Annotated in this window: 15 protein-coding genes and 1 riboswitch; of the genes, 7 read left to right on the forward strand and 8 right to left on the reverse strand. The window is 39.4% G+C overall.

Features of this window, described 5'->3' with window-relative positions:
- Nucleotides 1-43: 43 nt before the first annotated feature.
- Entirely contained in the window at nt 44-1,183 is a 1,140-nt protein-coding gene (locus ACQ86H_RS29045) for an NAD(P)/FAD-dependent oxidoreductase (protein WP_431293315.1), read from the reverse strand.
- A gap of 83 nt (nt 1,184-1,266) precedes the next feature.
- Between ACQ86H_RS29045 and ACQ86H_RS29050 the strand changes: the two genes are divergently transcribed.
- Nucleotides 1,267-1,962 carry a zinc metallopeptidase gene (locus ACQ86H_RS29050; RefSeq protein ID WP_138820781.1) on the forward strand — a complete coding sequence of 232 codons (696 nt, stop codon included), beginning with the start codon at nt 1,267-1,269 and terminating at the stop codon, nt 1,960-1,962.
- A gap of 432 nt (nt 1,963-2,394) precedes the next feature.
- Here the strand turns inward: ACQ86H_RS29050 and apaG are convergent, their stop codons facing one another.
- Both apaG and dusB read right to left on the reverse strand, forming a co-directional pair.
- Nucleotides 2,395-2,781: a Co2+/Mg2+ efflux protein ApaG gene (gene apaG, locus ACQ86H_RS29055; protein ID WP_138819274.1), complete on the reverse strand. Its 387-nt coding sequence runs from the start codon at nt 2,779-2,781 to the stop codon at nt 2,395-2,397.
- Nucleotides 2,782-2,815: 34 nt separating this feature from the next.
- Entirely contained in the window at nt 2,816-3,823 is a 1,008-nt protein-coding gene (gene dusB / locus ACQ86H_RS29060) for a tRNA dihydrouridine synthase DusB (RefSeq protein ID WP_138819273.1), read from the reverse strand.
- A gap of 43 nt (nt 3,824-3,866) precedes the next feature.
- Between dusB and ACQ86H_RS29065 the strand changes: the two genes are divergently transcribed.
- The 3 genes from ACQ86H_RS29065 to ACQ86H_RS29075 are packed head-to-tail and all read left to right on the forward strand — an operon-like array spanning nt 3,867 to nt 5,832.
- The gene (locus ACQ86H_RS29065) at nt 3,867-4,793 is read left to right on the forward strand and encodes a CPBP family intramembrane glutamic endopeptidase (RefSeq protein WP_138819272.1); all 927 of its coding nucleotides are present in this window, start codon (nt 3,867-3,869) and stop codon (nt 4,791-4,793) included.
- Entirely contained in the window at nt 4,774-4,980 is a 207-nt protein-coding gene (locus ACQ86H_RS29070) for a putative signal transducing protein (protein WP_166792092.1), read from the forward strand. The genes ACQ86H_RS29065 and ACQ86H_RS29070 overlap by 20 nt, the downstream gene beginning before the upstream one ends.
- Before the next feature lie 42 nt (nt 4,981-5,022).
- Nucleotides 5,023-5,832 (forward strand): phosphatidate cytidylyltransferase, encoded by an 810-nt coding sequence (locus ACQ86H_RS29075; protein WP_138819271.1) that lies wholly within the window; start codon nt 5,023-5,025, stop codon nt 5,830-5,832.
- Nucleotides 5,833-5,878: 46 nt separating this feature from the next.
- On the opposite strand, the gene ACQ86H_RS29080 is transcribed toward ACQ86H_RS29075, so the two are convergent.
- The 5 genes from ACQ86H_RS29080 to ACQ86H_RS29100 all read right to left on the reverse strand — a co-directional run bounded on the left by ACQ86H_RS29080 (nt 5,879) and on the right by ACQ86H_RS29100 (nt 9,552).
- The gene (locus ACQ86H_RS29080; protein WP_431295495.1) at nt 5,879-6,427 is read right to left on the reverse strand and encodes a class I SAM-dependent methyltransferase; all 549 of its coding nucleotides are present in this window, start codon (nt 6,425-6,427) and stop codon (nt 5,879-5,881) included.
- Nucleotides 6,423-6,557, reverse strand: a complete 135-nt coding sequence (locus tag ACQ86H_RS29085; RefSeq protein ID WP_431293316.1) for a hypothetical protein — start codon at nt 6,555-6,557, stop codon at nt 6,423-6,425. Before ACQ86H_RS29085 ends, ACQ86H_RS29080 begins: the two co-directional genes overlap by 5 nt.
- Before the next feature lie 40 nt (nt 6,558-6,597).
- A complete protein-coding gene (locus ACQ86H_RS29090) occupies nt 6,598-6,984 on the reverse strand; it encodes an acyl-CoA thioesterase (RefSeq protein WP_025141655.1) in 387 nt (128 codons plus the stop codon).
- A gap of 236 nt (nt 6,985-7,220) precedes the next feature.
- A complete protein-coding gene (metE, locus tag ACQ86H_RS29095) occupies nt 7,221-9,215 on the reverse strand; it encodes a 5-methyltetrahydropteroyltriglutamate--homocysteine S-methyltransferase (RefSeq protein WP_431295496.1) in 1,995 nt (664 codons plus the stop codon).
- Nucleotides 9,157-9,552 carry a hypothetical protein gene (locus tag ACQ86H_RS29100; protein WP_431293317.1) on the reverse strand — a complete coding sequence of 132 codons (396 nt, stop codon included), beginning with the start codon at nt 9,550-9,552 and terminating at the stop codon, nt 9,157-9,159. The genes metE and ACQ86H_RS29100 overlap by 59 nt, the downstream gene beginning before the upstream one ends.
- A 195-nt stretch (nt 9,553-9,747) precedes the next feature.
- Nucleotides 9,748-9,953: riboswitch (cobalamin riboswitch) on the reverse strand.
- 127 nt (nt 9,954-10,080) lie between these two features.
- Between ACQ86H_RS29100 and ACQ86H_RS29105 the strand changes: the two genes are divergently transcribed.
- From ACQ86H_RS29105 to ACQ86H_RS29115, 3 genes are all read left to right on the forward strand, one after another.
- Nucleotides 10,081-10,719: a M14 family zinc carboxypeptidase gene (locus ACQ86H_RS29105; protein ID WP_431293318.1), complete on the forward strand. Its 639-nt coding sequence runs from the start codon at nt 10,081-10,083 to the stop codon at nt 10,717-10,719.
- Entirely contained in the window at nt 10,713-12,776 is a 2,064-nt protein-coding gene (locus ACQ86H_RS29110) for a peptidase (protein ID WP_431293319.1), read from the forward strand. The genes ACQ86H_RS29105 and ACQ86H_RS29110 overlap by 7 nt, the downstream gene beginning before the upstream one ends.
- 300 nt (nt 12,777-13,076) lie before the next feature.
- A complete protein-coding gene (locus tag ACQ86H_RS29115) occupies nt 13,077-13,793 on the forward strand; it encodes a DsbA family oxidoreductase (protein ID WP_431293320.1) in 717 nt (238 codons plus the stop codon).
- Nucleotides 13,794-13,802: the final 9 nt, after the last annotated feature.

The raw sequence follows: 13,802 nt of genomic DNA on the forward strand, positions 1-13,802 counted from the left end.
TTTAACAAAAAACCGAACTCAGTGTATCTGTGGTAAAAAACAACTATAATTTATTCAATAATAAATTTGCTACATCTTCTCCCGTTTGCGAGCCAATAGCAACACCCATGCCGTTACACCTGGTGGCGCAAAATACATTTGGGAGGATTTCTGCTATAAAAGGTTCCGGTACTTTACCAAAGGCCATAATGCCGCTCCAACGGTAATCTATTTCGAAAGTGGTTTTCGGTAAGATTACGGTTTTTAATAATTTTTCCAAGGCCAGCTGTATGGGTTCGGTTTGTCCAAGTGCAGTAGTTTCTTCTGCTTTAAAATCAATGTTGCGGCCGCCACCCAGTAAAATCCGCCCGTTTATATTTCTGAAATAATAATAACCTTTATCGTAATGAAAGGTGCCTGCCACTTTTAAATCTTTAATGGGTCTGGTAATTAAAACCTGACCACGGCCCGGGTTAATATCAATATCAGGATAAAGATCTTTGATAAAGGCATTGGTTGTAACAATCAATCGTTTACAGAAAAAGTTTTCGTTTTTGGTGATTAAACGGTAACGTTTTGATTCTTCTTCAATCCGATCTACCGTGCAATTGTTAAAAATACCAATGCCGAGCCGCTGTGCATATTGGATTAAAGCAAGCATCATTTTACCGCTATCAATCTGTGCTTCATAGCGGTTTTCGATTAAAGTACTTACACCCTCGAAACCAAAGGAACTGATCTTTTTATTGCTTAAAGCAAAAGCGTTCGATCCAACAACATCGTTAACAAGAAGGTTAAAATGTTCAATTTTGGATACACCTATTTCAGCCAAAAAATTATCTTCATTTTTAAATAATTCATATCCGCCTAAACATTGGTAATCTATGGCATTATCGCTCAGTAAATTGCGAAGTTTGAGCAGGCCTTTCCAACGTTTTTCGATGAGTGCTGAAAGCCGATCAATACCGATCATTTCTTCTTGTTCAATCAGTTCAGAAATGCTCCCAAAACAGGCAAAACCTGCATTTTTTGTACTTGCACCTGTAGGTAAAAATCCTCTTTCGAGGATGGCTATTTTTAATGAAGGAGCAGTTTTTTTGAGGTGGATGGCTGCGTTTAATCCAACGATGCCACTACCAATAACAATGGCATCATAATTACAAAAAAATGATTCTTTTTCCCAGTATGAAAGCTCGGTTGGCATAGCATAAATGTACTGTTTTTTAACACCAAAATAATATGGGAACGCTTTTTGATATATGCAGAATGAAAAACATACATAAGAAAATGGGAGTTTATTTAATATTAATCATCCCGGTATTATTGTTGAGCATGTTTGTACAATGGCGTTTTAGAAACAAGTTTTCCAAGTATGCCGAAATGCAATTAAGTTCAGGTTTATCGGGCAAGGAGGTAGCAGAAAGAATGCTGCATGATAATGGGATATACGACGTGAAGGTGATGAGTACCGAAGGACAATTAACAGATCATTACAATCCATCAGATAAAACCGTTAATTTAAGTACAGATGTATACTATAGCCGTAGCGTAGCGGCGGCGGCGGTAGCGGCTCACGAATGTGGGCATGCAGTGCAACAGGCGAAATCATATAACTGGTTACAGTTAAGAAGCAGCATGGTGCCGGTGGTGAGCATATCATCTAATCTTTTACAATGGGTATTATTAATTGGAGTATTGTTAATAGGTTTTACCGGAAATCCAATTGTTTTGGCCATTGGCGTAGTGGGTTTAACATTGGTAACCATATTTAGTATCATTACCCTACCAGTCGAATTTGATGCCAGTAACCGTGCACTGGCCTGGCTAAAAAACAATAATGGCGTAATGCAAACACAAGAAGAAAATGCGCAGGCTAAAGACGCGCTTTGGTGGGCAGCCATGACTTATGTGGTAGCAGCTGTTGGTGCGCTTGCTAATTTATTATATTACGCATCGATGCTTTTTGGAAGAAGCAGGGATTAAGGAAATATCAATTATGAAGAATACAATGCGGCTGGGATAATAATCCTGGCCGTTTTTGGTTTGATGGTATTTTAATGAGGTTTTTTTGGAAAGCAATTTCGGTGGGAATATGAAAGCTCCGGTCCCGCTCCCGCTTCTGCCGATGGAAAAATATCGGCATCTCGCTTTGATCGGGTTTAGGTGGCAAGGTACATTGTACTATTTTGGGTTGGAGATTGCAGAAGAAGGGTTATACGCCATAATTTAAACCTTTGATATTAGCAGAAAAACTGCAATTTAAACCTGATTGACGTGAAAAGCCCACAGCGATGCGAGGACTTGAAACAAAAGCAGGACTAACCTTAAAATGAAATGCTGAAATTGCTTTTCTAAAAAATGAATATTGGTTTCGCCCTTCGACTACGCTTAGGGAGACAAGAATAAAGAAAAAAATTAATTTAATTTATAAGGGGCTATCAATTGAAATTCGGGTATATCAACATCGAATTCAGAGCCGTCTATATCGCGTTTCATAAGGTAAGTGCCCTTCATGCTGCCCATATCGGTTTTTAGATTACAACCTGAAACATATACATGGGTTTCGCCAGGTTGGATAATGGGCTGTAAACCTACAACACCTTCACCTTCTACTTCCCTACGGCTCGAGTTCGAATCGAAAATTAACCATTGGCGGCGCATTAACTGTACAGCATAATCAGAAAGATTAGAAATTTCTACGCGATAAGCGAACATGAAATGCTCGTTGGCCGGATTTGAATATTCTGGCTGGTAAACTGTTTCAACTGAAACTTTAACCCCGTCTGTAATAGCTGTAACCATGATAATAACGAATGTATGAAAAAACTTTCAAAAATCAAGCCAGTACCTTAGTAGCATCATAGTTGGCAAATTTTTCTGCCACTTCTTCTAAAATGCTGTAAATGTTGTTGATATCGGGCTCGGCCACTAAACGCATACGGTATGGTTTAAAATCGGGCAGACCTTTAAAATAATTGGCATAATGGCGGCGCATTTCGAAGATTCCCGTTTTTGGGCCTTTCCATTCCAGTGATTTATTCAAATGGGTACGGCAAACTTCAATCCTTTCTTCGATGGTTGGTCCTGCAAGGTGTTCGCCAGTTTTGAAGAAGTGTTTTACCTCACGAAAAATCCAGGGGTAACCAATAGCTGCACGACCGATCATAATGCCATCTACCTCATATTCCATGCGCCAGTTGGCAGCTTTTTCAGGACTATCTACATCACCATTACCAAAAATCGGGATTTTGATGCGTGGATTACGTTTAATTTCGCGGATAAGCGCCCAATCTGCTTCGCCTTTATATAATTGTGCCCTGGTACGGCCATGGATGGTAAGTGCCTGGATACCTACATCCTGAAGTCGCTCGGCAACCTCGTAAACATTTTTAGTATTGTCGTCCCATCCTAAGCGGGTTTTTACGGTAACGGGCAAATGCGAAGCTTTAACTACAGCATCAGTCATTTTTACCATTTTATCAATGTCTTGCAGCAGACTGGAGCCTGCACCTTTACAAACTACATTTTTTACAGGGCAGCCGTAATTAATGTCGACTAAATCTGGTCCTGCGGCAGATGCTATTTCTGAGGCTTCGCGCATGTGCTCGATATCTCCACCAAAAATCTGGATGCCGATCGGTCTTTCATATTCGAAAATGTCAAGTTTTTGTCTGCTTTTTGCAGCGTCACGGATCAAGCCCTCCGAAGAAATAAACTCGGTATACATCATATCAGCCCCATTTTTTTTGCACACGTAACGGAACGGCGGATCGCTTACATCCTCCATTGGAGCCAGCAATAAGGGGAACTCACCTAAATCTATATTTCCTATCTTAACAGACATTTTCTATCTTCAACGATTAATAAAACATACAAAGGTACAAATAATGAATTTTGTAACACCCATCCGCAAAGGCAGCCACCCACTTTTACAGATATTTTTACTTTGCGTTTACTGGGCCATAGGTGCAGTAATATGCACATTATTAGGCTTTATAGCGGTTGCAATTGTTTATGGCACCTCGATATTTGGCGAATTTGGATCAATTATGAGTGGCGATCCTAAGTTTATAACAGCATTAAAAATAATTCAGATTTCGAGTTCTATAGGAATGTTTATTTTACCTCCTATCGTTTTAGCGTATACAGAAAGACAAAAACCGAATACTTTTTACGGGTTTAATAAACCTAATTTTCTTCCTTTTGTTTTGGTTTTTGCCATTATGGTAATGAGCATGCCTGTTATGGAATGGATAGCAGTTGTCAATCAAAAAATGGTACTGCCTGAGTTTTTGAAAGGACTGGAAAACTGGATGAAAATGAAAGAACAGGAAGCCATGAAAATGACCATTCAACTGATTACGGTGAGGAGTAACTGGGATTTTGTGGTTAACCTGCTGATGATTGCGGTATTGCCTGCTATTGGCGAAGAACTCTTTTTCAGGGCTGGGCTACAGGGTTCGTTGCAAAAAATGTTAGGCAATCCTCACATTGCCATTTGGAGTGCGGCCATTATTTTCAGTGCGATCCATTTCCAGTTTTATGGATTTTTGCCGCGCATGTTACTGGGTGCAGGTTTTGGCTATCTGTATTATTATAGCGGAAGTATCTGGTATGCCATGCTGGCGCACTTTTTAAACAATGCTTATGCGGTTTGTGCGGCTTTTTATATGCAAAAACACCATATACCGCTCGATAAAGCTGATGAACCTATTGGTTTTCCATGGTATGGCTATTTAATTAGTGCAATAATTACCATAGCTTTGTTTAAATTTTTTAAAGATAACGCAACACGTGAGCGAAAATTGGGTTAAAGTATATACCACCAGCGATGCCTTTGCGGCAGAGGTATTAAAACAGGGATTAACAGAAGCTGGCATCCCGGCGGTAACAATAAATAAACAGCTCTCAGCTTATAATATTGGCGAAATAAATGTTTTGGTAAATAAGATCGATTTCGATAAGGCCATAGAATATATCGTTGAAAACGAAATTGAATAGTGATAATGACCTTAAACCTTACACCCTTTACCTCTACCTAAAATGAAAACCAGGGCAATAACCGCTTTCTTTTTTACCATTGTAATGCTTGGCTCTATCCTTTTGGGGAGTTATACATTTACCCTATTTTACCTTGTTTTAAGCGTTTTATCTTTATTCGAGTTTTATAAGTTGATTAAAAATTCTGGCATCAGGCCACACCGGAATATTGGTTTGGCTGCCGGATCTTTGATATTCTTAATGGCTGCAGGTTTACATTACTTAAAATATGATGTGAAATACCTTTTGCTTTGTATTCCTTTGATTTTCTCGGTTTTTATTACAGAGCTATATAAGAAAAACAAGATTCCGTTTGCCAATATTTCTTACACATTTGTGGGTTTTGTTTATGTAACGATTCCTTTTTGTTTTTTTCACGCACTCGGCTTCTTAAAAAACTGGAACGAATATAACTTCCATTTTCCCCTGGCCTTTTTATTAATGCTTTGGGCAAATGATACGGGGGCCTATCTTTTTGGTGTAAAATACGGTAAACGAAAACTTTTTGAACGCCATTCGCCAAAGAAAAGCTGGGAAGGTTTTTTTGGAGGGATGTTTACCAGCGTGTTGGTTGCTTTTGGCCTTTCATTCTGGTTTACAGAAAGTCCGGCATGGGTATGGGCAGGTATGGCCTTATTAATTGCAAATTTTGGGACGCTGGGTGACCTGGTAGAATCGATGCTTAAACGCAGTCTCGATGCAAAGGACAGCGGCGGATTATTACCAGGGCATGGTGGTTTGTTAGACCGTTTTGATGGATTGTTATTGGCTGCACCGGTGGTTTATGCCTATTTGTATCTGATTTTGTATTAAATGTTTATTTTACCATAACTACAAAAGCACAAAGAAGTACTGGTTTTTATGCCAGAGCATCAATAAAAGCCACTACAACGTAATATTCTCTTTCTACCTGCTCACCTGTTTTACTCTGTACCTGTTCTAATTTTTTAAGGGTATTTTTAATTTGGAAGCCAGCACTTGCCAATAACTCCTGTACTTTTTCTACCTCATAAAGCGTAAAGCCATAAGCAGTAAAAGGAAGATTTTGCATAAATTTTTTATCTGCAAAGCATAAAGCAAAAATTCCATTTGGCTTTAAAACCCGCTTAATTTCGTTAAGGTATTTACCTGGATTGCTCCAGAAATAAATGGTATTGACGGTAAAAATTTTATCGAACTGATTATTTTCAAAAGGTAGCGTAGCTCCATCCGTTAACTCAAAATGGACAATGCCTTTATCAACAAAATCCTGATTGATTTTTTCTGCTTCGACAATAATTGTTTCTGAAATATCTGCGCCATAATACTTTAGATTTTCCGCTTTTGATAATAATTGGGCAATATGCCCACCATTACCATGGCCGATTTCTAAAACAATATCGTGGTTTTGAAGATTTAATGCATCAATGGGCCGAGCTGGTCATTCCAAGATTACTGGCATGCATCATTTCCCCTGTTTTAATGCCTTGTTCGCCTTCTGGGCAGCTTAATTGTTTCGCAATATTTTTTAAATCTTCTTCTGAATGTTGATGCTCCATGATCAAATTTAAAGATTTAAACCTGATGATTTTTATACCATTATTTGATTACCTGTACCGGTTTTTTGTTTTCATCAATGGCTACAAAAGTAAAATCGCCATGTACGGCCAGTTCTCTTCCTTCGGCATACATCTGCTCAATATATATTTCTACATTAACTTTTAAACTGGTATTTCCTACATGATTAACCTTACCAATAAGTTCTACGATAGTACCTGCGGGAATTGGTTTTTTAAAATCTATCCTATCGCTGCTTACCGTTACCATGATCTGGCGGCTAAAACGCGTGGCGGTAATAAAAGCAACTTCGTCCATTAAATGCATGGCGGTACCGCCAAAAAGTGTATCATAATGGTTGGTTGTATTTGGGAAAACGGCTTTAAAAATACTGGTTTTTGAATTTTCTATTCTTTCTTCTAAGGTCATGGGGGTAAATATATGAGGAGTAAAAAGCTTTGACAACTTTCTGATTAGAAAGTTGTCAAAGTAAGTGGATTGCCATAGAGAAAAAGGATAGCACATAAACAAACTGTACCTGTCATATCTCTTTCAATGCTATTAAGTTATTTCACGATAAGGGTCTTCGACAAGCTCACACTGACACAATTGGTGAATGTTTAACTTAAGAGTATTTGTTTCTCAGTGGCAAAAAATAAGGCGAATTAATTTACCTGAAATTCTGCTGATAATACCTCTTCAGCTTTACGCATCTCTTTTGCCGCTTCAACCATTTCGATCAGCGCTTTTTTGGTTTCATCCCATCCGCGGGTTTTTAAGCCACAGTCAGGGTTTACCCAAAGTTGATCTGAAGGAATAACCGCTTTGGCTTTTTTGAGCAACTGAACCATTTCTTCGCGTTTCGGAACCCTTGGTGAGTGGATATCGTACACACCTGGACCGATTTCGTTTGGATATTTAAAATCGGCAAAAGCGTCCAATAGTTCCATTTGCGAACGTGAAGTTTCGATCGTGATTACATCGGCGTCCATATCGGCAATATTCTGGATGATATCGTTAAACTCCGAGTAACACATGTGTGTGTGGATCTGGGTATCGTCTTTTACGCCACTGGCTGATATTTTAAAAGCTTTAACCGCCCAGTTCAGGTAATTTTGCCAATCCGCCTTGCGCAAAGGTAAACCCTCTCTAATGGCCGGTTCATCAATCTGGATGATTTTAATACCCGCATTTTCCAGGTCGCAAACTTCATCGCGGATGGCCAATGCAATTTGTGTACAGGTTTCAGAACGGGGCTGATCGTTACGTACAAACGACCACTGTAAAATAGTTACCGGACCCGTTAACATGCCTTTCATGTATCTTGAGGTAAGCGATTGCGCGTAAGCGGTCCACTTCACCGTCATAGGTTCAGGGCGCGAAACATCACCAAAAATGATCGGCGGTTTTACACAGCGTGATCCATAACTCTGCACCCAACCGTTTTTAGAGAAAGCGAAACCGTCTAATTGCTCACCAAAGTATTCAACCATGTCGTTCCGTTCAAACTCACCATGTACGAGTACATCCAGATCGATTTCTTCCTGCCATTTTACCGCGTTTTTGGTCTCCTGGGCAATTAGATTATCATATTCTTCAACAGTAAAAGTTCCGTTTTTAAGCTTAGCTCTCCAGCTTCTTACTTCTGCTGTTTGTGGGAATGATCCAATTGTTGTAGTGGCATAAAAGGGTAGATTAAGCTCCTGTTGTTTGATTTTTCTGGCAGAAAATGGACTCAAACGTTCTGCATCCTGCTCCTTTAAAGCCAACACGCGCTCTTTTACTGCCGGATTATGGATGATTTTAGAAACTTTCCGGTTAGCAATTGCAATCTTATTTTCTTCGAGTTTTTGCAGGGTAGATGCAGGACTTTCGTTGTTGATCAGTTTTTTTAAGGTTGCCAGCTCTGCAACTTTTTGTTTCGCATAGGCCAGCCATTCTTTAATTTCTGCCGATAAATTTTTCTCATTGGTTTCATTATCCAGATCAACCGGTGAGTGGATTAATGAGCAGGATGGTGCAATCCATACTTTATCCAATCCTCGTTTTTCTACCGCCTGATTGATGATGGAAACAGATTTTTCGAAATCGTTTTTCCAGATATTTCGTCCGTCTACCAAACCTAAAGAAAGAATGGTTTCGTTTTTTAAAGAAGCTAAAACGTCGTTTAACTGATCTTCTGCACGTACCAGATCGATATGTAAAACATTTACAGGCAATGAAGTAGTTAAAGCAAGATTGTTGCCTAAACCTTCGAAATAAGTCGCTAAAACGATCTTTAACCTTGGGAAAGCTTTTCTAATTTCCTTATAAACATACTCATAAGCTTTTTTGTCTTTTTCAGTTAAATCTAATGTCAAAAACGGCTCATCAAACTGAATATATTCTACATCCAAAGCATCTAAGCGAGATAAAATCTCGATATAAACCGGAAGCAGGTTTTTAATCAGGTCGATCTTTTCAAATCCGGCTTCTTTTTCCTTGCCCAATAAGAGATAGGAAACAGGACCAATTAGAACAGGTTTGGTAATAATACCCAGTTGTTTCGCCTCGTAAAACTCATCGATAATTTTGGTTGAGAAAAGTTTAAAAGGCTGATCTTTATAAAACTCCGGTACAATATAATGGTAATTGGTATCGAACCATTTGGTCATTTCCATTGCTACCACATCCAATCCTTCTTTTGGTAGCCCCTTGCCATGGCGAAATAAAGATCAAGCTCTTCATTCCCTTTTTTAGGATCACTTCGTTATACCTTTTCGGGATGGCCCCAAAAGTTAAGGAATGATCGAGTACGTGGTCGTAAAAAGAAAAATCGTTTGATGGAATCACATCAATGCCGGCTTCTTTTTGAAGTTTCCAGTTTTCGTGGCGAATGTTTTTGCCCACCTGAAGTACATTTTTGTACCCCGTTTTATCTGCCCAGTAATTTTCGCAGATTTTCTTTAATTCTCGTTGACTACCTATTCGCGGATAGCCCAGATTTTGCGTTAGCATCTCTTTTAAAGATTAAGTAAATAAATCGTTTAAAAGCTCAGAACTGTATTTTTGAATACTTCTCCGTAAAAAATATAAAGGAAAGGTTATGGCACAGCCTGCCCGCTTATCAGCAAAAAGCTTAAAGCAAGCATATAAAATTTTAATTTTATGGTGTACAATCAGACCTGACCAATTACTTTATAACGCGAAAGTACCGTCAATTCAATATAGGCAGGTCTCCTGACTTATTCCCGATCTTATCGCCTTCCCATACCTAAATGGTACAGTGGCATGAATGATAAGACCGTTGTCTTTTTGGTAAAAGACAGAATTTACAGTTGCGCGACAGCTCGTGATTTGCACACGATTCCCTATTAATCCCGGGTGTAATTCCGGGAACCTGTATCGGTTGATGAAAAATAAAGTTAAGAACTTACATCAGTACAAATGTATGGATTAGGATTTGAAACTTGTAACAAATTTACAGCAAGCCATTTTAGGTGCCGATTCTCTATTATATTTGGTTACCTAACTAAACTACTTATTATGATAAAAAACTCCTTTAAAGGGCTTTGCATTGCTTTTTTAATGATAAATAGCTATGCAGTGCTGGCGCAGGAGGTACCAACGCCAAAATCTCATTTCGGTTTTGATATCGGCGACGATTATCAATTGGCCAATTATACCCAAACAGAAGCCTACTTTAAAAAGCTTGCGGCAGCTTCTAACCGTGTTAAACTGGTTGATATCGGTAAAACCGAAGAAGGCAGAAGTCAATATATGTTGATTGTTTCTTCACCTGAAAACCTGAAAAAATTAGATCGTTATAAAGAAATTTCACAACAACTGGCCCATGCTGAAATTACTCCTGAGCAGGCAAAAGCATTTGCACAGGAAGGAAAAGCAGTCGTTTGGATAGACGGAGGCCTTCATGCAAACGAGGTAGTTGGTGCCCATCAATTGATCGAAACAGTATACGAATTTGCTTCAAGAAAAGATGCGGAGACCTTACGCATTTTAGATAATGTAATCATCTTATTTACACATGCTAATCCGGATGGGCAGGAGCTGGTGAGCAATTGGTACATGAGGGATAAAGATCCAAAAAAAGAACAACCTCAGGACTTCCTGTTTTGTACGAGAAATATGCCGGGCATGATAATAACCGTGATTTCTTTATGTTAAACCTTAAAGAAACACAAAATATCGGTCGTCAGCTTTTTGTAGAGTGGATCCCTCAGATTATGTATAACCACCATCAGGCTGGTCCGGCGGGAACGGTTGTTGCTGGTCCGCCCTACCGCGACCCATTTAATTATGTTTTCGATCCCATCATATTAACCAGTTTGGATGCAGTTGGTGCGGCCATGCACAACAGGATGAACGTAGAAAACAAGCCGGGTTATACGCAGCGGGGAGGATCGGTTTATTCTACCTGGTACAATGGCGGATTAAGGACCACCACTTATTTTCATAACATGGTTGGACTTTTGACCGAAATTATCGGGAATCCTACCCCATCCGAAATTCCTTTGGTTCCTTCCCGTTTGTTGCCGAGCGGAGATTCGCCAAACCCGGTTACGCCGGGAAAATGGTACTTTAAAAACTCTATCGATTATTCGGTTTCGTTAAACTATGCAGTTTTAGGTTATGCACAGCGCTACCGCGACGAATTATTATACAACATTTACCAGATGGGCCGAAATTCCATTGAGCGGGGCAAAAAAGATACCTGGTCCTTCTCTCCAAAGAAAATTGAAGCCATTAACAACGCTGCAAAAGGTGAAAAAATTGGCCCTATTATTGGTGGAGATGCTGATTTTAAATCAAGAATGCAGATTAGTATGAAAGCTTTTGACACGGTGATGAAAGCGCCTGCAAACCGTGATCCACGGGGTTATATTTTATCTGCAGATCAGCCCGATTTTAACTCTGCCATTAAGTTTTTAAATGCATTGATTAGAACGGGCATTGTGGTACAAAAAGCAACAGTTACATTTACCGTTGCAGGGAAAAATTACCCTGCAGGGAGCTACGTGGTCAAAACCGATCAGGCTTTCCGTCCACATGTTTTGGATATGTTTGAGCCACAGGATCACCCAAATGATTTCAAATACGAAGGTGGTGCACCAATTCCACCTTATGATGCCGCTGGCTGGACTTTGGCTTATCTGATGGATGTGAAATTTGACCGCATTCTGGATGATTTTTCAGGTCCGTTTGAGAAAAATCCTTACGGAGAATTATTAAAGCCAGAAAATAAATTGCCAAATGGATCGGGTTATGTGTTAAGTGCTGCACAAAATGATTCTTACACTACAGTTAATGATTTATTAAAGAACAAAGTTGAGGTTTACCGTTCTTCCGAAAATGGCGATTTTTATGTTTCTTCAGCTGGAAAATCAGTGTTGGAAAAAGCAAACATCAAATTAAAAACAGCATCGGCTCCGAAAAATAAAATCAAGATATCTACAGCGAGAATTGCCCTTTGGGATACTTATGGAGGCTCGATGGCTTCGGGTTGGGTTAGGTTTTTAATGGAACAGTACCACTATAATGCCACAGTAATTTATCCGCAGGATATTGATGCTGGCAATTTGAAATCTAAATACGATGTAATTGTTTTTGTAGGTGGCGCTATTCCATCGGTGCAGGGTGCAGGTGGGGGAAACAGATCTTTTGGACCAAAGGCAGACGAAATTCCTCAGGAATTTAGAAACCGTTTAGGCAGGGTCAGCCCTGATAAATCAATCCCCGAATTAAAGAAATTTTTAGAAGCTGGTGGAAATATTGTAACCATTGGTAGCAGTACCAACCTGGCTTATCACTTAAACCTTCCCGTACGTAATGCGATGGTAGAAATTGTAAACGGAGAAGAAAAACGATTACCTGCTGAAAAATATTATGTTCCCGGGAGTGTGTTAAATGTAGGCGTAGATACTACTTTATCATCAAACTGGGGAATGGAAAAGGAAGCCGATGTTTATTTCGACAATAGTCCGGTTTTTAAGCTTACTGGTGATGCCATTGCTTCTGGTAAGATTAAACCATTAATGTGGTTTGAAAATGCTACACCGCTTCGCAGTGGCTGGGCCTGGGGCCAGGCTTACCTGCAGGATGGGGTAACTGCTTTTGAAGCAAAAGTTGGCAAGGGCAAATTGCTTGCTTTCGGACCGGAAATTGCTTTCAGGGCGCAAACGCACGGTACTTTTAAACTGATATTTAACCAGTTGTATAAATAGTTATAATTGAGTTTCTGGTAATGTTGAGCTTGTTGTCAGTCGTCATTCCCGCGCAGGCGGGAATCGTAATGCACCTGTAAACCTACCAAGCATTAAGATTCCCAATCAAGTTGGGAATGACGGTTTGTCGTAGCAGATCAATTTATTAAGATTTTCTTATCAATGTATATGGATTTTTGTACAATAAATTGCCTCTCAGAATGACATTCTATGATTAATATAGAAGCCACTATCCCAAACGATAGTGGCTTTTTACTTTGGCCTTACTATAGCCAATTATAATCCGCTTAATTTTGTGTTATGAAAGTAGAAATCTGGTCGGATGTAATGTGTCCGTTTTGCTATATCGGGAAAAGACATTTTGAACAGGCGATAGAAAAATTGCCCTTCAGAAATGAAATTAAAATAGATTGGAAGAGTTTTCAACTCAATCCGGAGTATCACAATACCAATAATGAAACGGTTTATGATTACCTTTCGAGGAGTAAAGGAATGCCGGTTGAGCAAGCCAAACAGATGACGAAACAAGTGGTTGATATGGCGACAAATGCAGGCTTAAGCATCGATTTTGATACCAATATCCCTGCTAATACCTTTAATGCGCACCGTTTGATTCACTTGGCAGCAAAACATGGTCTTCAGGATTTAGCTGAAGAGAAATTATTTGAAGCTCATTTCGTAAACAGCAAAAATATTGGGGAAACCGATGTTTTAGTTGATCTTGCTGTAGAAATTGGTTTGGATAAAGATGAAGCTGTAGCAGTTTTAAACAGTGACCAATTTGCCGAAGCCGTTCGCTACGATATTTATGAAAGCCAGAATTTAGGCATCCGTGGCGTTCCTTATTTTGTAATGGACCGCAAATATGGTGTTTCGGGTGCTCAGCCTGTTCAGGCTTTTACCGATGCGCTTACCCAAAGTTTTACCGAGTGGAAAGAAACTCAGCCGAAAACCACACTTACCTCATTAAATAAAAATGACGATGCGGTTTGTGATGAAAATGGCTGTAAGATATAGAATTGTTTC

Origin of the sequence: Pedobacter sp. P26, assembly GCF_050632135.1 — a bacterium.
Taxonomy (GTDB): Bacteria; Bacteroidota; Bacteroidia; order Sphingobacteriales; family Sphingobacteriaceae; genus Pedobacter.